This window comes from Bordetella saccharivorans (genome assembly GCF_045862855.1).
Lineage (GTDB): Bacteria > Pseudomonadota > Gammaproteobacteria > Burkholderiales > Burkholderiaceae_B > Bordetella_A > Bordetella_A petrii_F.
This window is the reverse complement of sequence record NZ_BAAFZO010000001.1, coordinates 4,142,208-4,159,115: the sequence shown is the minus strand read 5'-3', so window position 1 is coordinate 4,159,115 and position 16,908 is coordinate 4,142,208. Positions and strand designations below refer to the sequence as shown.

Here is a 16,908-nt window from a genome sequence, read left to right as displayed (position 1 = left end):
AAAATCTGGCGGGCGCCACACTTGCACAAGCTGCTCGGGGCCCGCATTGCCCCTTATCTCGGCGGCCCTGTTGCCTCCGGCACGCCTTTTGTAGGGTGGGGACGCAAAGCAAGCGGCAAGCGAGCGCAACGGCACGCGGCACGGCATCGCGGGACATGCTGGCTGCTCGAGGACGGGTTTCTGCGCTCCATGGGCAACGGCGCCCAGGAACCGCCCCTGTCCGTGGTGATCGATGATGCCGGCATCTACTACGATGCCGGCGCGCCGTCCCGCCTGGAACAACTGGTATGCCGGGCGCTGGACGCGGATCGCGAAGCGCGCGTCACCGCCTTGATCGCTGCCTGGCGCGACGGCCTGGTATCGAAGTACAACGCCGCCCGCGACCCGCGGCCGGCATTGCTGCGGCAACCCTACGTGCTGGTCGTGGACCAGACGCGCGGCGACGCCTCGATACGCTACGGCCAAGCCAGCCAGGCCAGCTTCGACCGCATGCTGGCCGCCGCCATGGCCGAGCACCCCGGCACCCGCATCATCCTGAAGGCCCATCCCGACGTCGTGGCGGGCGGCAAGACGGGCCATTTCGATCCGAGCGCGCTCGAAGGCAGCGAGCGGGTATTGCTGCTGCGCGACCATGTCCACCCGGCCCGACTACTGGAACACGCCGAGGCGGTCTATGTGGTCACCTCCCAGATCGGGTTCGAGGCGCTGTTGTGGGGCAAGCCGGTGCGCACTTTCGGCATGCCCTTCTATGCCGGCTGGGGCCTGACCCAGGACGAGCTGGAGGCCCCGGCGCGCCGGCGTCCCGCCAGCTTGGAAGCGCTGGTAGGCGCCGCCCTGATCGATTATCCCCGCTACATAGATCCTGAAACCGGCCTGCCCTGCGAAGTCGAGCAGACGCTAGCCTGGCTCGCGCTGCAGCGGCAAATGCGGGCCCGGCTACCCGAGCAGATCACCGCGGTGGGGTTCTCCCGATGGAAAAAACCCTTCGTGCGAGACTTCCTGGCCGGCAGCCAGGTCCGCTTCGGCGACGTCTCGATCCTGACCGAGCCCGTCGAACAGCCCATCGCCGTGTGGGGGCGAAAGCACGATGACTTGATCCGACAACACCCGGGCAATGCTAACCTGCTGCGCATCGAGGACGGTTTTCTGCGCTCGGTCGGCCTGGGCGCCGACTTCATCCGACCGCTGTCCTGGGTCGTGGACGACCTCGGCATCTACTACGACGCCACCCAGCCCTCCAGGCTCGAACACCTGCTGGCGACGGTTGATTTCCCGCCGGAACTGTGCGACCGTGCCAGGCAGCTGAGGCAGGCCATTACCCATGCCGGGCTGACAAAATACAATGTCGGCGACCACGGGTGGCAACGACCGGCAGGCGATAACCGCATCATTCTGGTACCGGGCCAAGTCGAAAGCGATGCATCGATCCGCTATGGCGCAACATCAGTCTCTGGAAACATTGCCTTGCTGCAGGCGGTCCGGCATGCCAATCCACGGGCCCACATCATCTATAAGCCCCACCCGGATGTCCTGGCGGGGCTTCGGCAACGGGGCGTCGACGAAACCGAAGCCTCGCGATGGGCTGACGACATCGTCGGCAATGTCTCGATCGGCGCCATGATGAGCGAGGTGGACGAGGTGCACGTATTGACGTCGCTGGCTGGATTCGAAGCCTTGCTGCGCGGCATCCCCGTGACCACCCACGGACAACCCTTCTATGCCGGCTGGGGCCTGACGCGCGACCTAGGCTTGGCGCCAGAAGTCGCAGCGCGCCGCGCGCGGCGCCTGGACCTGGACCAGCTGGTCGCCGCCACGCTGCTGCTATACCCCACCTACGTCAGCCGCCACACCCGCCGCTACACGACCGCCGAGCGGGCGCTGGCGGAACTGATGGCCTGGCGTGCGGAAAACCTCGGCGGCAGGCCATCGGGCATTCGCCGCATCATTGCTCGCGCCTTCCGAAAAGCATGAGCCGCTCATTTCTGCTGCTGCAGGGAATGTGCACTCCCTATTTCTCCTTGCTGGGCAGGGCGCTGCGCGAACACGGCCATGCCGTCCACAAGGTCAACTTCAATGGCGGCGATGCCCTTTATTGGAGAGCCGGCAAGGCCCTGCCCTATCGCGGCAGCCAGGACGAGGCCGCGGCCTTCTATGCGGACACCTTCGCGAAGACCGGCGCCACCGATCTCGTCCTGTTCGGCGACTGCCGCCCGCTGCACCTGCCGGCCATCGACCTGGCCGAACGCACCGGTGTACGCGTCCACGTCTTTGAGGAAGGATACTTCCGCCCATACTGGGTGACGCTCGAGCGCCACGGAGTCAACGCGCGTTCGCGCCTGCCGCGCGACCCAGACTGGTACCGGCAAGTCGGACGCTCAGTGCCCGAGTATGGCAACGGCGAGGCTTTCGAATCGTCATTCTGGATCCGTGCCTGGCACGATGTGGTCTACCACATCGGCAACATCCCGAATCCACTACTGTACCCGAAGTACTGCACCCATGCCCCGGTTACCGCTCCGGTCGAGTACTTCGCCTATCTGCGACGCGCGCTGATCCTTCCAAGAGCCACCAAGCTCGATGCCCAGACCATCGCCAAGCTGGCGTATCACAAGCGGCGCTTCTGGCTGCTGCCGCTACAGCTCAACAGCGATGCGCAGATCAAGAACCACTCGTCCTTCAACAACATGTTCGAGGTGATCGAACATACTATCGCCTCGTTCGCCAAGGCCGCCCGACCATCGGATTACCTGATCATCAAGAACCACCCACTGGATACCGGGCTGTGCGACTATGGCGAGTACATTGACGCCACCGCACGGAAATTCGGCATCGCCCTGCGTGTGCTGTACCTGGAAACAGGGCATTTGCCGACCTTGCTCAACCATGCCTGTGGCGTGGTCACGGTCAACAGCACCGTCGGGGGATCGGCCCTGGTGCACAGCCGCCCCACGATCGCGCTGGCCAATGCCATCTACAACATGCCAGGCCTGACATTCCAGGGACCGTTGGACGATTTCTGGCTGGCGGCCGAGCCTCCCGATGCCGCGTTGTTCCATCATTTCCGGAATGTCGTCATCCATACGACACAGCTCAACGGCGGCTTCTATTCGCGTTCCGGCATGCACATGGCAATCCGCAACTCACTGCCTCGCCTGACCGCGGAGCGCTCGCCGCTCGAAGTCCTCGCGTCCTGAGCTCCGAAGACCGGTATTGGGGCCATGCGGCGAGGCCGCACCGGCGCCCGGCCGACGGCATGCCGCGCCCTTGCGCCACCCCTGCCCGCGCGCCGGCGGCCATCACAAAAAAGATGGACATCCGTCGACAATTCCGCACTTACCTCGTCAACTCGAAAAAACTTGCCCAAGAAAATCAAAGAGGTACATATGAGTGTATCAATACATGAATTCATAAAAGCATAGCTTTTTTTAATATAGAATCCCGCTCTATACATATATAGAGAAAGTGGGAGAGTGGGGTGAAGGAGAGCGTTGAATCGAACAGCAAGCAGAATATTGTGTATTCGCTTGGCTTCATTATTGGCCAGGGCCTGAAATGGCACCCAGATAATTTCAAGAAAATATCGTTTCCGTGCCCGCTGTATGCGAGCCCCAATGCGCGCATTGGCGTTGCCGCCAAGCACGGCAAGGCGATTGCGGTCATAGGAGAGTTAGTTCACCCTGAGCACATCGAAAAAGCTCACAAAGAGATAGCCGAGCTGCTGCTCGCCAACTGGGGAGGAAGGCAAGCAGAAATCGACAAACTGATCGGCCGATTCGTCATCATTTCCGACTCGAAAGAAGAAGGCACCCTACTGCAGGCGGACGCGATTGGCCTGCGTTCGCTGTATTACTGCAACACGCCCGATGGCACCATCGCCGGCGCTCACGCCCAGATGGTGTCCCAGGCAGCCAACGGCGGCAACGTGGAAGAGCAGGAGCGGGAATACTCGCTCGGCTATCCCGGCATCGACACCCGCTTCGTGGGTGTTTACCGGATGCCGCCGAACAATTCCCTGTCGCTGAAGACCGGAACCTTGAAGCGCTTCTTCCCGATCGAGCCCATCGAGGAATCGACCATCGAAGACAGTTGGGATTTCGCCTTCTCGGAAGCCCACAAAGTCGTCGAAAGCCTGACCCGGCGCACACCAGTGCTCGTCTCATTGACCGCCGGCCTGGACAGTCGCTCCACATTGGCGGCTGCTCGCGGCTTGTGGGACAAGCTGTCATTCTTCACCTACACCAATGGGGCCCACCCCAAACACCGGTTGGACTCGCGCGTGGCGCAAGATATCGCCGCAGTCCTCAAGCTGAAGCACCAGCTGATTGCGTACAAGTGGTACAAAGCCGATCCTGACCTGATGGCTGCAGTCCAGTCGAATACGTTCTGCCACCACCAACACATTCTGGCCTGCGCCTACTACGATACGTTCGGACCGCAGCACTACGTCCATATTCGCACGAATCTGATGGAGTTGGCGCGCTCCAACCTGTTCAGCCATTATTCCAAGAAAAAGGGCTTTGCGCTCGGTCCCAATACGCCGAATCGCATGGCCCTGTTCTACTCCATCGCCGGCAATGTGCCTTTCAGCGACAGCCTGCGGGACTCATTCCTCAAGCAATACCAGGATGCCGACATGGAGACCGCGCTGCAATTTGCCAGTCCATGGGATCTCTTCTTCATCGAGCACCGCATGGGGGCCTGGCAGACCGGGGTCGTCACCGAGTCCGATATCGCGTTCGACACCGTGATCGCGTTCAATAGCCGCCGGATCGTCAAGAAGTTCATGGGAGTTCCCCAGGAGATCCGGGCCGAATCGAACTACCTGCAGGGCAAGATCCGCGAACTGATCCCGGAAATCGCCGAGATACCGATCAACCCACCGACGTACACCAGGGCCCATTAGCCACGGAGAGCCAGCTTTCGCTCACGAGCGATCCAGCCAAGCCTATTCATTGCGAGGTGTTTAAATGGAAACCGCTCCGGAACATTCACGCGTCGATATCCTGGCGGGCATGTACCGTGACTACTGTGAACGACTGGGGAATATCCTCGACCGGCAGGACAGGCCATGGACCCGGACCATAGAATCCGTCGTGCCTCATCCGAGATTGCGATTGATGCTGCAATCCGATCCGGCCATGGCGGCCCTGCTGCCGACCGCCGAATGGCGGTTTTCGCTAGGCGACATCGCGCACGCGCCGTTCTGTCTCCACCCGTCCCAGCAGATCGTCAGACTGTCGCCCGCGCTGCTGGACGATCCCGCCGCGCTGGCGGCGGCGGCGCGCTGGGGACTCGAACTCGCGCGCATTTGCGACGTGGACGTTCCCCCGAGTCCCCAGGAGCATGCCGACGTACTGCGCCACGGCAACCTGCTGCTGGGCGGCCTGTCGACGCGCAGCCGCAACCTGTTCCTGTCGCTGCTGCAGGAGCAGATCGCGGCGGCCGCCTGGGGTGGCGGCACGGTGCATATCACGCAGGAACTGGTGCAATGGCAGCACACGCTATCCGCGATTGACACCCCTGCCCCGTCTATCGACACGGTCGAGCCGTCCCCGGAGCTCTCCGCTCCGCTCGAATACATCCTGACCGCGGGCGGCGACAGCCGCCTGCGCCTGGATCAAACATCCGGCCACAACCGATATGGCGTTCCGCCGCGACCGCGGCCCGATGCGGTCCATTTCTCGTCGTCGACGGCCTCGGCCATCAGCGACTATGGCTTCATGTTCTGCGAACTGCTGCGCTCCAGGCTGCTGCGGGTACAGCGCGCGCACCCGGCATCCCGGGCAGAACTGATCCACGCTGCGGCAGATGCCATGGGCCAGGAAATCTGCTTGATGCTGGGCCTGGACGAGCAGCAGGCAGATGTCATGATCACGGCATCCGGCACCGATGCAGAGCTGGCCACCGTGCTGATCAGCAAGGCAGGCTCGCCAGGCAGGTTGACGAACATCCTGATTGCCCCGGACGAAACAGGCAGCGGCGTGGCCCTGGCCGGCGCCGGCTGCTATTTCGATCATCTGGCGGCAACCGGGATGAAAATCGAAAAAGGAGCATCGATCTGGCCTGAGGGCGCGATTTCGACGGCAAAAGTCGCCATCCGCGGCCCGGACGGCGCCCCGCGCACGCCGGCGGAAATCGATCGCGACTTCATCGACGTCGGCCGGCAGGCACTGGAGCGCGGCGATCGGGTATTAGCCCACGTGCTGCTCGCCTCGAAGACGGGCCTGGTCGCTCCGACGGTAGCCGCGGTCAAGGAATTAACGCAGATCGCGCCGGACCGGGTCGACGTCGTCGTCGACGCCTGCCAGATGCGCATGAGCTTCAAGGATCTGGGCGCGTGCATCGAACGCGGCTGGATATTGCAGGTCTCTGGCTCCAAGTTCTTGACGGGGCCGCCATTTTCCGGCGCCCTGGTGTTGCCGCGAGAAATCCGGTCGCGTCTGCCGGCTATTCAGGCAAACCTGCGCCACGCGCCGGGCGTCTGCCATGGCGAGCTCTGGAGCAAATGGTGGTCAGGCCAGTTGCCGGAAAGCACCACGACGCCCAGTTTCGGCCCGTTGTTCCGCTGGTTGCCGGCAGTGATGGAGGCGCGGCTGCTGGAGGCGCTGCCGGAAGGTTTTCGCCGCGAGGCATTCGAACGATTCCGCGACACGCTGGTTCGACGCATCGGCGACAGCCCATACCTGGCGCCCATTTCGATCGGTGGCCCGTACGACAAGGACGAAGAATTCGCCCGCCTGTCCATCGTGTCATTCGAGGTGCTGGGCTGCAATTGGAATGGAGAGCTCAAGCCGCTCGATGAAGCGGAATGCCGTCATCTGTTCGAACAGCTGAACCGGGACGTCAGTGCGCTTTTTTCCGATTTGAGCGCAGCCGAAAGCGCCTTGGCCAGGCAAAAGTTCCACATTGGCCAGCCTGTCACCCTGCGCACCTCCTCGGACAGCAGGACGGTATTGCGCCTGGTCATCGGCGCCAGGTTCTTCACGATCGTCGGCTATGCCGATGACGGCGCCACCATGGCCGCTCTGGACGCCGAGATAGCGGACGCCGGACGCGCCGTCTCAAAAATAGAACTGCTGGCGTCACGTTGGTGGCGCCTGGCAAGCATCAGAGAGGTTTAGGACCGTGCAAGACGACTCGCCCATGACCGACCGGTCCCCCTCCGCACTGGATCCGCAAGATTGGGATCAATTCCGCGATGGCGCGCACGCGCTCCTGGATGCCTGCATCGACCGCATGGCGGCGGCCCATAATCACCCATGGCAGCCCGCGCCAGCGAGCGTTCTGTCGTCTTATCGGATTGATGAAACGCCAATCGACCGGGGATTCGATGGCTTGCAGGAAATTCTGCGCCGGGACATCCTTCCCTTCAATACCGGCAATACGCACCCACGATTTTTTGGGTGGGTGCACGGCACTGGCCTGGCCGCCGGCTTGATGGCCGAAATGGTTGTCGCCACCATGAACAGCAACTGCGGCGGACGAGACCACGCGGCAATCTACGTGGAACGCGCCGTCATCGAATGGTGCCGGCAAGTATTCGGCTTTCCGGCGACCGCCAGCGGGATCCTGGTGACAGGCACGTCGCAGGCGACAGTTATCGCGCTGGCGGCAGCCCGGCAATGGGCCCTGGGCGCGGACAGCCGGCGCGCTGGCATACGCAACGCTCCACCATTGACGGCCTACGCCGTGGCGGGCACCCACAATGCCGCCGTCAAGGCATTGGAATTGCTGGGCCTGGGCTCATCCAGCCTGCGGACAATCCCCCGCGATGCGGCCGGCAGCATGGACATGCAGGCATTAGAGGCCGCCGTTGCGCAAGATCGCAAAGCAGGAGCCAAACCGTTCTGCGTCATCGGGACCGCCGGCTCAGTCGACCTCGGCTTGTATGATCGCCTGGACGCCATCGCCGATTTTTGCCAGGCACAGCAGATGTGGTTCCACGTCGACGGCGCCTTCGGCGCCTGGTCCCGCCTTGCCGATGCGCCATGGTCTGGCCTGGCATCGGGCCTTGAAAGAGCGGACTCACTGGCGTTCGATTTTCACAAATGGATGTACGTGCAATACGATTGCGGAGCCGTGCTGATCCGCGACGAACAAGCCCATCGCGCCGCCTTTGCCGCCCGCCCGGCCTATCTGGCAGGACAGCACACGGGCCTGGCGGGCGGCGACCCCTGGTATTGCGACTACGGTACCGATCTCTCACGGGGTTTTCGCGCCCTGAAGATCTGGAGCGCATTGAAGATGCATGGTCGCGATGCCTTTGCTGCGGCGATTACCCGCAATTGCCGGCAGGCTGCGCTGATGGGCAAGCTGGTCGAGGCATCGCCCACGCTGCGCCTGGCCCTGCCCGTCCGCTCCAACGTGTGCTGCTTCTCCGTGACTGCCCCATCCCTGACGGAACAGGCACTGGACGAGCTGCACGAAAACATCGCGCAAACCCTGCAGATGCACGGGAAGGCTGTATTCTCGACCACCCGGCACGCAGGGCGCATCGTGCTACGGGCGGCTATCGTCAACCACCGGGCAACTGATTCAGACATTCATTATTCAATTGCCGCGGTCGAAGATGCCCGGGAATCGCTCCTGGGCGACAGCGCCAATATCGATGTAGCCTAGCTTCCTCCCCCGGCCGCGTCGCCACAGCATACCAGCCTCCCGCGGGCTGATTCCCACCCTTCCTTTCGCGACAGCCGGCGCGGCGTTGGCGCCTTGCCAATGCACCATCCCGGGCACCTCCCGCCTTTCTGCCGGCTCCCTTTTTGTTGACGCATGGCCCTGGCTCGCTAGCCAGTCATACGTCGCGGCGCCCCTCGAATGTAACTTTATACACGTACAGGGTTCCGCCCTCGATGTCACAAAACAATTAGAGAATTAAAGCAATAAATAGGCCAAGTCTAAAATCTGTTATATCTAATTGTTTCTAATTGACTTTTTTCGCAACTTAAAATACAGCAAAAAGCTGCTTAACGCTACAAAACCACTCGTTTATTCACTCTATAAGACAAAATATTGCGGTGCAAACAAAAAGAAAGGTAACGAGCTTTTTTATAACAATTAAAAGGTACTTGAAACCTATCAATCAACATGTGTCGATACGCTTCGTTCCAGTAGCTGATGTCCGTCTGAACTGACGCGCAGGTACTTACCACCGGGACATAGTCCCTCTGCAAGACAGCAAGCTTTCCATATGGGAGAAAGATGATGTCGCCACCTCATTGATCGCGCACGGCCGTTTTTTTCGTACCGCGGCGCTCCCTGCCCCTTCCCTCCTGACTGCTTGTCGCTATCCAGACCGATAGCGGAGGGCGCCTGCGTCCAGTTCATTTTTATTACTTTGTAAAGGTGCTTCATGGCCACAATCAATCTCAACGTGCTCAACGGTACAACCCAGACCGTGGACCAAGGTTCTTATGAGGGCGATTCGCTGACCGCGAATATCAACGCCGTCGGGAACACGACGCTGAACATCACGAACACGGGAGGATCGACCGATCCCCTGGAGTTGAGCCAGACGGTCTCGCTGGGCCTTGGCGCCACGCACACCGTGAACGTGATGGACAATGCGGACGTCGTGCTGAGCGGCCTGGCGGGCGTCAGCGCCCTGACCACCTTTAACTACAATGTGGGCGACGGCGGCTCCTTGACGATGTCTCCGGCCTTCCTGAGCGCTGGCCTGCTGAACACCATCAACATCAATCTCGACGGCGACGGCACGTCTACTTTCATCTACGACCAGACTGGCCTGAACCTCGACATCTCGAGCTTCCCGAACATCTCGGGGATCACCGCGGGCGACCAGGTGCAGGTCGTCGGCGCCACCAGCGGCGAATACAGCGGTGGCGACCTGATCTTCCGCAACGACCTGGGAATTGTCGTCGGCCGCTTCAACGCCGACGGCCTGGACCCAGCCCTGGTCACCTTCCAGGGCGGCACCATGATTTATGCCTGCTATCTCAAGGGCACGCACATTGCCACCCCGGACGGCGAAGTCAAGGTCGAAGATCTCAAGGCCGGCGACAAAGTGGTAACCGCCAGCGGTGGCGTCGCCACCGTCAAGTGGCTGGGCTACCGCACCCTGCGCAAGGCCCGCATTCCCGCCAAGGATGCGATCCGCGCCTTCCCGATCACTTTCAAGAAGGATTCGATCGCCAATAATGTCCCCCATCGGGACCTGACGCTGTCGCCCGGACACCACATCTACTTCGACGGCAAGCTGATCCCGGCGATGATGCTCGTGAACGGCAAGACGGTCACGCAGGATTTTTCTCGCCCGGTATTCGAGTACTTCCACGTCGAGCTGGATCGCTTCGACATCCTGCTCGCCGAGGGCGTTCCGGCGGAATCGTACGTGGACACGGGCAACCGTTCGATGTTCCAGAACGCGGATACGGTCTCGCTGTCGAATGACTTCGGCCCGGCCGAAGGTCGTCCGGCCATTGGCGGCATCGAAGTGCTGCGCTCGGGCCCCCAGGTGGAACTGGTGCGCAAGCGCCTGTTCAAGCGCGCCGAAGTGTTGACCCGTTCGGTGCGCATTTCCGACCCGGACCTGCGAATCGAAGTGAACGGCAAGGAAGTCCGGGCCGAGGTGGCCGACCAGAGGGAAGGCGTGATGCGCTTTGTGCTGCCTGCCGGGACGAAATCCCATGATGTGCGGATCCTGTCGCGCTCGGCTGTCGTGCGCGAGACCACCGCGCATGCCCGCCGCGACCTGCGCCAAGTGGGAGTGGGCCTGGTCCGCATAACGATCGAAGAAAAAGCCGGCCGGCGCGACATCGACCTGCATGATGAGCAATTGGTCGGCCTGCACAAGCCTCAGGACGTGCATGGCGTTGCCATGCGCTGGACCAATGGCAATGCGGTGATTCCGGCGTCCCTGCATCGCATCCGTGGCAGGGCCGTGCTGGAACTGCATGTGCTGCGCACATACTCGTATTGGGACGACGCCCAGCGGCGCGCCGCCTGATCGGGCACGCCAAGAAAGAATAAATTCTCATCCCTCTCCAAAGGCGGCCCCGGCCGCCTTTTTTTATGCCTGTCTTCGGCTACCATTGAACGATCGCATTTTCGTTGCCGAACCACGTGAGCCTCATCCCCATCATTCTGTCCGGCGGCGCGGGCAAGCGGCTCTGGCCGCTGTCGCGCGCCCGCTTTCCAAAGCCTTTCATCGAGCTGGACAGCGGCGAGAATCTGCTGCAAAAGGCGCTGCAACGGGCGCAGGCCCTGCCAGGCGTCGATGAGGTGCTGACCGTAACCCGCCACGACCTCCATGCGCAGACCGTCGAGGCCTATCGCGCCATCCAGCGCCCCGGCATCACGCTGGGCTACCTGCTGGAACCCTTCGGGCGCAACACCGGCCCGGCGGTGGCGGCGGCGGTTTTGGCCAGCCGGCGCCGGCATGGCGACGCCATGCTGTTGTTCCTGACGGCGGATCATGTCATCAGCGACATGGGCGCCTTTGTCGCGGCCGTGGAACAAGCCCGCAAGCTGGCCGCCAGGCCCCATATCGTCACCTTCGGCATCCCCCCCGACCGGCCGGAGGTGTCTTACGGCTATATACAGGCCATCGGCGCAAGTGTGCATCGCTTCGTCGAGAAGCCGGACCGCGCCACCGCTCAACGTTACCTCGACAGCGGCGATTTCCTGTGGAATTCCGGCATGCTGTGCGCCACCGCGTCCACTCTGGAGCGCGAATTGGCGCAGCATGCGCCCCACCTGCTGGACCAGGTGCGCGGCAGCCTGCCGCCGGACATGCCGCCCGCGCGACCAGGCGACTATCAACTGACGCTCGATCCGAAGCAATATGAGCTGATCGCGCCTATTTCCGTAGACTACGCGCTGCTGGAAAAGTCCGCTCACATCGCCGTGGTGCCCTGCCAGATTGACTGGAGCGACGTGGGCAATTGGAACACCCTTGCCCAACGGCAGGCGCCCGACGCTGCGGGTAACCGCACTCGCGGCGACCCACTGTTGCATGAAGTCGGCAACTGCTACGTACGCGCCGAAGACCGCCTGGTGGTGGCGGCCGGCGTCAGCGGACTGACCATCGTGGACACGCCCGACGCAGCGTTGGTGATGAATACCGACCGCCCCGGGCTTGTCGAGCATATTGTGACTACCCTGCTTGAGCGCGGCCACCGCAGTTGTTTCCAACATGGTGTCATCTATCGGCCCACCGAAGCCGAAACCACGCTGGAGATCGACGCCACCCAGCAGCCCCCCGAGCCGGGCGACACGACGTCCGGCAGTAGCTACATCCTGCGCCAAAAACCCATCACGGGCGCCGAATTGGCCCGGGACCTCGACTGGTCGGATGTCGCAGTATGGACCGCCCTGGCCGGGCAACAACCGGCGGATGCCGACGGCAACCGGGTCCAGGGGGAAGTGATCCTGAACGAAGTGCGCGATTGCACGATCCATGCCGGCGACCGGCTGGTGGCGGCTGCCGGAGTCAGCCATTTGGCCATTGTGGACACGCCTGACGCGCTGCTGGTGATGGACGCGCGCCGTCCTGAATTGATCGGACCCGTCCTGGCCGCGTTGCGGGCCCGCGGATATGATGGCCAGCCGCCGCACCGGACGGTGTATCGCCCCTGGGGCACCTACACCGTGCTGGAAGCGGGCTCCAATTTCAAGATCAAGCGCCTGCGGATCAAGCCGGGAGCATCGCTATCGCTGCAGATGCATCACCATCGCAGCGAGCACTGGGTGGTGCTGGATGGCATTGCCAAAGTGGTCAACGGCCAGCAAGAGACCTTGATCGAGCGCAACCAGTCGACCTACATCCCCGCCGGCGCACTGCACCAGTTGAGCAACCCCGGCCAGCGCGACCTGATCATGATTGAAGTGCAAAGCGGCAATTACCTGGAAGAAGACGACATCGTCCGCTTCGATCCGCCCCCGGGCTGATCCCCCGGCGGCGCCAATGCCGGCTATCTGCCACATGGTCAGCCCGCCACCCCGCGGCAGCCCTCCAGCCAGAGCCCCGCCAGTTCGTGCAGGCGTATGTCGCGCTGCGTCCCCGCCGCGACATGCCAGTTGTCCCACAGCAGGTACGGCGTGGTCCCCGCGGGTTCGCCCAGGATCCGGTAGACGTCGGCCATGATCGGCACGTGGTCGCCGAATATGCACAGGCTGGCCGGCCGGCCATGGCGCCGCAGCGCCTCGGCCAGTTCGACGAACATGGCGTCGGCGTTGCGCAGGTGGCGGGCATAGACCACCAGGTCGTCGCAGCCCGCCGGCAGCGCCGCGCGCGTGACGGCGGCGTGGTCGGCCGGCCCGGCCTGCTCCCAATGCAGGGGGCCGTGGTTTTCCATGGTGATCAGGTGCAGGTACACCGGCCGCGGATCGCCAGCGCGCAGTTCGGCCAGGGCGCGCCGGGCCACCTCGGCATCGCCGATATAGGGGCCGGTCTTCGGGCTGTCTCCGAAGGCCGCCAGGCTGAGGAACTCGTCGAACCCCAGCCGCGGCAGGATGGTGTCGCGCCGATAGAACCCGGGATGGTAGGGATGGATGCACACCGTGCGGTAGCCCTGCTCGCGCAGGTGGCGCGCCAGCGCAGGCACCCCGCCGGCCACCAGGCGCCGGTACGGCTGGTAGCGGTGCACCCCCAGCCCGTCGGCCGCCAGGCCGGTCAGGAATTCGAACTCGCTGCGCACGGTATTGGCGCCCCAGGCCGGCACTTGCACCTGGCCATGCAGCCTGGCCTCGGCGCACAGGCGGTCGTAGCCGGCCAGCACGTCCGGCCGCAGGGCAGCATAGGCCTGCCGGGCATCAAAGAAGGACTCGCTCTGGACGGAAATCAGGTCCGGCTTGGCACTGTCCGCGTCGAAGCGCGGCCAGGCGGCCGGAACGATGGACGGCACCTGCCGTTCGGCGCGGCCATAGGCCCACAGGCAGGCCAATAACCCGTGGCTGCGCAAGTCGATGCTGGCATCGAGGCTGATGCGCGCAGGCCGCGCCAGCAGGCACAGCGCTGACCCGCCGAGTATCAGGAACCCCAGCAGGACGGCGTACGCTTGCATCCCCATCAGCGCGGGCAAACTCGATTCGTAGCGGAAGGCCGCCGCGCAAGCCAATGCAAACCCGATGGGCGGCAACACTGCCGCCCAGAAGTTCAAGAACGGCAGGTACAGGCGGGGATGCCGGATTGCGTCGGTGAAGTATTCGAAGTCGGCGTAGACGAAGGGCTCTCGCAGCGCCTTGAACTTGGCGTTGCTGACCAGCACGATCACCAGTTCGAGCGCCAGGACATTGATGGCGGCGAAGACCGGGCGGCGGTACAGCAGCAGCGTCAGCCCGAAGGCCAGCGACCAGGTGCCCAGGTGCACGGCCAGGGAACCGGCCGGCCGCCGCCAGGGTGCCGCCGGCCGCGGCTGCAGCAGCAGCTCGATTCCCCACGACACGGCCAGCCCGCCAAGGTAGGCGGCCAACAGCGGCCACAGCCAGGCCTCAGCCACGGTAGCCCAACCGCTGCAATATCCAGCCCGACAGCGCCGGATGGATGACCGACAGCAGGAAGCAGCCCAGGTTCAAGGGGAAGGGAAAGCTGATGCGGGCCTTGTCGGCGGCCAGGCCGGCGCGGATGACGCGCGCCGCCCGGTCGGCCTTCCACAGAAAGGGCTTCGGACCGGGCATGTCGAAGCACATCTGCGATTCGACGTAGCCGGGCATGATGACGTTGATCTTGACGCCCTCGCCCGCCAGCAGGTCGCGCATGGCTTCGCCGTAGACCTTGACGGCGGCCTTGCTGGCGCTGTAGCTGGGCGTTTCGGGCAGGCCGCGCCAGCCGGCCAGGGAGCTGACCAGCGCGATCTGGCCGCTGCCGCGCGCGCGCATCGCCGGCAGGCTGGCGTGCACGGTCGCCATGACGGCCTTGAGGTTGACGTCGAACAGCCGGTGCATGTCGTCCCAGGCCTCGCCTTGGTGCTGCGGCCCGGTGTTGATATTGACGCCGGCGTTGGCGATGACCAGGTCGGGCGCTTCGGTGGCGCCGAGGTCCGCCAGCCATTGCCGCAGGGCGTCGTGGTCGCGCACGTCCAGTTCGTGCAGGATGACGCGCGCGCCCTGCGCGCCGCAGGCCTGGCCCAGCGCTTCCAGGCGCGCGCGGTTGCGGCCTTGCAGGATCAAGGTGGCGGCGCCGGCGCGCGCGTATTCCAGCGCCAGCGCGCCGCCGATGCCGCCGGTGGCGCCGGTGATCAGCACGCAGGCGGGTACGCCGGAGGAAGGGGAAGACGTCATGCGCAGTCTGACAGGCGGATGGACGGACAAGGACGTCCGCCAGAAACGACGCCGGCTTCCCGCGGAGGGAAGCCGGTCGTCAGGCGATGGAACCAGCCGCCCTTATTCGAGCAGGCTGCGCAGCATCCAGGCGTTCTTCTCGTGGATGTCCATGCGCTGGGTCAGCAGGTCGGCGGTGGGCTGGTCGTTGGCGGCGTCGGCCTTGTCGAACGCGGCCCGGGCGGTCTTGGAGACCGCTTCGTTGCCCTTGACCAGCAGGCGCACCATTTCCATGGCGTCGGGCACGTCGCCGGGCTCGGAAATGGACGACAGCTTGGCGAATTCGCGGTAGGTGCCCGGCGCATGCACGCCCAGGGCGCGGATGCGTTCGGCGATGTCGTCGAGCGCCGCCCATTCTTCGGAATACTGCGTCATGAACATCTGGTGCAGCGTGTTGAACAGCGGGCCCGTGACGTTCCAGTGGAAATTGTGCGTCATCAGGTAGAGCGTGTACGAGTCCGCCAGCACCTTGGAGAGTTCGGCCGCGATCGCGGTGCGATCCTTGTCAGAGATGCCGATGTTGATGCGAACGGCGGCGCTGCCGCTGCTGGCTTTGGACGACTTGGCCATGTAGAGCTCCTTCATTGAGGACGAGAACGGAACAAGAATACCACCGTCAAGAAACAAATAGCGGCGCGTCCGCCGGGCGGGGCGAATTGGCGCAAACCGGCGCTAGGTCGTCGCGGCTTCCTTGTCGAGCATCTTCACCCCGGGCAAGCCGCATTCGTACACGGCCTGGGCCAGCGCGTCGATGGCCGCCAGGCGCGGGAAGCTGCGCCGCCAGGCCAGCACCACCCGCCGCTCGGGCGGGGTGCCTTCGAACGGCAGGTAGCGCAGCAGCGCCTTGGGCTGGGGCGCTTCCGGGATGGCAGTGACCGGCAATACGGTGACGCCAATGCCGGCGGCCACCATATGGCGTATGGTTTCCAGCGAGGACCCTTCGAAGGTGCGCTGGATGCCGTCGCTGGCGGCCGAGAAGCGCGACAGCTCGGGGCAGACTTCCAGCACCTGGTCGCGAAAGCAATGGCCGGTGCCCAGCAACAGCATGGTCTGCTGCTTGAGGTCTTCGGAGCTGACGGATTCGCGCTCGGCCCATTCGTGGTCGCGCGGCACGGCGACCACGAACGGCTCGTCGTAAAGCGGCTGGGTGACCAGCCCTGCCTCGGGCAGCGGCAGGGCCATGATGGCACAGTCGATCTCGCCCTGGCGCAGCAGTTCCACCAGCCGCAGGGTGAAGTTTTCTTGCAGCAGCAGCGGCATCTGCGGCGTGCGCGCGATCTGCATGGGCACCAGGCGCGGCAGCAGGTACGGGCCGATGGTATGGATGACGCCCACGCGCAGCGGGCCGGCCAGGGGATCGTGGCCCTGGCGGGCGATTTCCTTGATGCTGGCGCTTTCTTCCAGCACCTTCTGCGCCTGGGTGACGATGCGCTGGCCGATGGCGGTGACGCCGACTTCGGCGCCGCCACGCTCGAACAGCGTGACGCCGAGCTCGTCCTCGAGCTTGCGGATGGCCACCGACAGGGTCGGCTGGCTGACGAAGCATGCCTCGGCGGCGCGGCCGAAATGCCGTTCGCGCGCGACCGCGACGATGTATTTGAGTTCGGTCAGTGTCATGGCGATACGTAC

At 63.8% G+C, this 16,908-nt stretch carries 11 protein-coding genes; 7 read left to right on the top strand and 4 right to left on the bottom strand.

Features of this window, described 5'->3' with window-relative positions:
* The first annotated feature begins 21 nt into the window (after window positions 1-21).
* The 7 genes from ACKTT0_RS19985 to ACKTT0_RS19955 all read left to right on the top strand — a co-directional run bounded on the left by ACKTT0_RS19985 (window position 22) and on the right by ACKTT0_RS19955 (window position 12,909).
* On the top strand, window positions 22-1,971 hold the full coding sequence (locus ACKTT0_RS19985; protein ID WP_407851514.1) for a capsular polysaccharide biosynthesis protein: 1,950 nt from the start codon (window positions 22-24) through the stop codon (window positions 1,969-1,971).
* Complete coding sequence (locus ACKTT0_RS19980) at window positions 1,968-3,194, top strand: capsule biosynthesis protein (RefSeq protein ID WP_407851513.1); 1,227 nt, start codon at window positions 1,968-1,970, stop codon at window positions 3,192-3,194. Before ACKTT0_RS19985 ends, ACKTT0_RS19980 begins: the two co-directional genes overlap by 4 nt.
* Before the next feature lie 281 nt (window positions 3,195-3,475).
* Complete coding sequence (locus tag ACKTT0_RS19975) at window positions 3,476-4,903, top strand: hypothetical protein (RefSeq protein ID WP_407851512.1); 1,428 nt, start codon at window positions 3,476-3,478, stop codon at window positions 4,901-4,903.
* Between the two features lie 64 nt (window positions 4,904-4,967).
* Window positions 4,968-7,121 (top strand): hypothetical protein, encoded by a 2,154-nt coding sequence (locus ACKTT0_RS19970; RefSeq protein ID WP_407851511.1) that lies wholly within the window; start codon window positions 4,968-4,970, stop codon window positions 7,119-7,121.
* Between the two features lie 22 nt (window positions 7,122-7,143).
* Window positions 7,144-8,619 carry a pyridoxal phosphate-dependent decarboxylase family protein gene (locus tag ACKTT0_RS19965; protein WP_407851510.1) on the top strand — a complete coding sequence of 492 codons (1,476 nt, stop codon included), beginning with the start codon at window positions 7,144-7,146 and terminating at the stop codon, window positions 8,617-8,619.
* A 733-nt stretch (window positions 8,620-9,352) separates the two neighbouring features.
* On the top strand, window positions 9,353-10,966 hold the full coding sequence (locus ACKTT0_RS19960) for a Hint domain-containing protein (protein WP_407851509.1): 1,614 nt from the start codon (window positions 9,353-9,355) through the stop codon (window positions 10,964-10,966).
* Between the two features lie 116 nt (window positions 10,967-11,082).
* Window positions 11,083-12,909 carry a sugar phosphate nucleotidyltransferase gene (locus tag ACKTT0_RS19955; RefSeq protein ID WP_407851508.1) on the top strand — a complete coding sequence of 609 codons (1,827 nt, stop codon included), beginning with the start codon at window positions 11,083-11,085 and terminating at the stop codon, window positions 12,907-12,909.
* A 38-nt stretch (window positions 12,910-12,947) separates the two neighbouring features.
* Here the strand turns inward: ACKTT0_RS19955 and ACKTT0_RS19950 are convergent, their stop codons facing one another.
* The 4 genes from ACKTT0_RS19950 to ACKTT0_RS19935 all read right to left on the bottom strand — a co-directional run bounded on the left by ACKTT0_RS19950 (window position 12,948) and on the right by ACKTT0_RS19935 (window position 16,896).
* The gene (locus ACKTT0_RS19950; RefSeq protein WP_407851507.1) at window positions 12,948-14,459 is read right to left on the bottom strand and encodes an LTA synthase family protein; all 1,512 of its coding nucleotides are present in this window, start codon (window positions 14,457-14,459) and stop codon (window positions 12,948-12,950) included.
* A complete protein-coding gene (locus ACKTT0_RS19945; RefSeq protein WP_407851506.1) occupies window positions 14,452-15,240 on the bottom strand; it encodes an SDR family NAD(P)-dependent oxidoreductase in 789 nt (262 codons plus the stop codon). Before ACKTT0_RS19945 ends, ACKTT0_RS19950 begins: the two co-directional genes overlap by 8 nt.
* Before the next feature lie 102 nt (window positions 15,241-15,342).
* Complete coding sequence (locus tag ACKTT0_RS19940; protein WP_094806688.1) at window positions 15,343-15,849, bottom strand: Dps family protein; 507 nt, start codon at window positions 15,847-15,849, stop codon at window positions 15,343-15,345.
* A 102-nt stretch (window positions 15,850-15,951) separates the two neighbouring features.
* The gene (locus ACKTT0_RS19935) at window positions 15,952-16,896 is read right to left on the bottom strand and encodes a LysR substrate-binding domain-containing protein (protein ID WP_407851505.1); all 945 of its coding nucleotides are present in this window, start codon (window positions 16,894-16,896) and stop codon (window positions 15,952-15,954) included.
* Window positions 16,897-16,908 lie beyond the last annotated feature (12 nt).